This is a genomic window from Mesorhizobium sp. M7A.F.Ca.CA.003.01.2.1 (genome assembly GCF_003998945.1).
GTDB classification, from domain to species: Bacteria; Pseudomonadota; Alphaproteobacteria; order Rhizobiales; family Rhizobiaceae; genus Mesorhizobium; species Mesorhizobium ciceri.
The window spans coordinates 1-2,090 of record NZ_RZRA01000960.1 but is presented as its reverse complement, the minus strand read 5'-3'; the positions used below and the strand labels follow the sequence as shown (position 1 = coordinate 2,090).

Genomic DNA, 2,090 nt, shown 5'->3' with positions numbered 1-2,090 from the left:
GTTCTCGAAATCCACCATTCTCGGCTCGGCCTGACCCCAGTCTCGTCGTGCCCTGGTCGGCGCTGGGCAACCGTCGTTCGCCCGTCAACCTTTTCTTAACCCTGCCGATTTGATCGCCCGGAAATTCGGACACGGCCGGATTGTGTCCGTTGACTTTGAAACAAAATTAGAACAAAATACGAACATATCAACAACAGGAGAGAGTTATGACCGATCTGGTTCAGGATGTCATCTCACTGGTTTGCATGAGCACCTTTCTCGTCTCCATGGCGATCTGGATTGGAGCCATGTGATTTGGCGGCGTTCGCCGCCGTGGGTCCCATGCGGTCGAAGACCGCTCCGCCGTTAAGCTTTTCTTGCCGCAGCGACGTTAGAGTGCCCCGGCAAGACAGGGAGCAACGTCCAGGTGTCGCCCATCGTCACGGCCATTCTGGTGGCCAGCAATCTCGGGCTGATCTTTCTGTTGATGACGGTGCCGCTTGGTTTGCGCACGGTCCGGCTGACCCGTCTGGTGGCGATGGATCGGCAGCGCCTCTGGCAGGCGCTGTGGCCGCTCGGCAGCGATGCCGGCTGGTCCGGTGAGATCCTGTCCGCCGAGGCCCCGGACGGCGAGGGCGTGGCCCGCATCACGCTGTCCTGGGAAGGTCGCGACGGCAAGCCGATCGAACGCAAGTCGCGGTTTGAAGACGTCGTCGAAGGCAGCCGCTTCTCGATGCGTGTCATCGAGGATACGGCACTCGACGCTTCGTTCTGGAAGGATTTTCGCGAAACCGCCGAACTCGTTTCGGAAGGCAACAGCACGCGGGTGACGCTCAGCCAGACCGATCGCTATCGTGGCGTTGCCTTCCTGGTGTTCCGCTATTTCGCCCTGCGCCGCGAACTCTCCAAGCTGCAGCGCTGGGCGCGGACCGGAAAGTATCGCAAGGGCGGCTGGTTCGAGCATCCGCTCAGCCAGGTCGGCTTTGCCGGGCTTTCGGCGCTGATCCTGTGGCCATTCTTCGGCCTTCACTTCGGCGGTCTGGCACTGGCCGCGATCCTCACATCGGTGGTCGCCCTGCATGAGCTTGGCCATATGGCAGCGTTCCGGCTGATGGGCCACAACCGTGCACGGATGATCTTCATTCCGCTGCTCGGCGGCATTGCCATTGGCGGGCGGCCCTATGACAGCCGTTTCGAAGTGGCTTTCGTGGCATTGATGGGCGCCGGCTTTTCGGCCTTCCTGGTGCCGATCGCCATCGCCGCAAGCACCTTTGCCGGCGCGGAAGGTCACCGGCTGGCGGCGGCCCTGCTGGCGACCCTGGCGGGCTTCGCCGCACTGTTCAACATCGCCAATCTGGTGCCGGTGTGGAAGTTCGACGGCGGCCAGGTGCTGCGCCAGATCTGTCCGGGACCGGTCGCGCTGGCGCTGGCTTCCTTCTTCCTGCTCTCGGCTTTCCTGGCCGTGGGTTGGCAGGCCGGCTTTTCCGCCACCTTCCTGCTCGCGACGGGAGCGGTGTTTTCGCTCCTCAGCCTGCTGACGATGAGCAGTGGGGTGAAGCCGCGTCACGAGCTGAAGCCGATCCGTACCATCGACCGGCTGGCCATGGCGGCGGCGTTGCTGGCGGTGTTCGCCATCCATGGCTATGGCGTGTTGTGGGCCTCTGCCCAACTGATTTGAGCCGTACCGGATCCGGAAGATCAGCCGGCTTTGCGCTCGGCTTCGACAGGCAACGCCGTGGCGGGACCGAACACATCCTCGAAGGCGGATTTCAACGCCAAGTCAAGATCGGCCATGGTCAGGGGAAGGCCTAGGTCGACGAGGCTGGTGACGCCGTGGTCCTGCACGCCGCAAGGCACGATGCCGCTGAAATGGTCGAGATCGGGCTCGACATTGATGGCGATGCCGTGAAAACTCACCCAGCGCCGCAGCCGGATGCCTATGGCCGCGATCTTGTCCTCCGCCGGCGAGCCGTCCGGCAGAGCAGGGCGATCCGGCCGCACGACCCAGACGCCGACCCGGTCCTCGCGGCGCTCGCCCCGCACATTGAAAGCGGCAAGCGTGCCGATGATCCACTGTTCGAGCGCCGCGAGGACCGGGTCGGCGTCTGGGT

At 63.6% G+C, this 2,090-nt stretch carries 1 protein-coding gene and 1 pseudogene; one reads left to right on the top strand and one right to left on the bottom strand.

Annotated elements, in window-relative coordinates; genetic code table 11:
- Window positions 1-406: 406 nt before the first annotated feature.
- On the top strand, window positions 407-1,657 hold the full coding sequence (locus EN969_RS28260; protein WP_024501354.1) for a peptidase M50: 1,251 nt from the start codon (window positions 407-409) through the stop codon (window positions 1,655-1,657).
- Window positions 1,658-1,677: 20 nt separating this feature from the next.
- Here the strand turns inward: EN969_RS28260 and EN969_RS28255 are convergent.
- Window positions 1,678-2,090 (bottom strand): annotated as a pseudogene (locus EN969_RS28255) (lipoyl(octanoyl) transferase LipB); the annotation flags it as partial.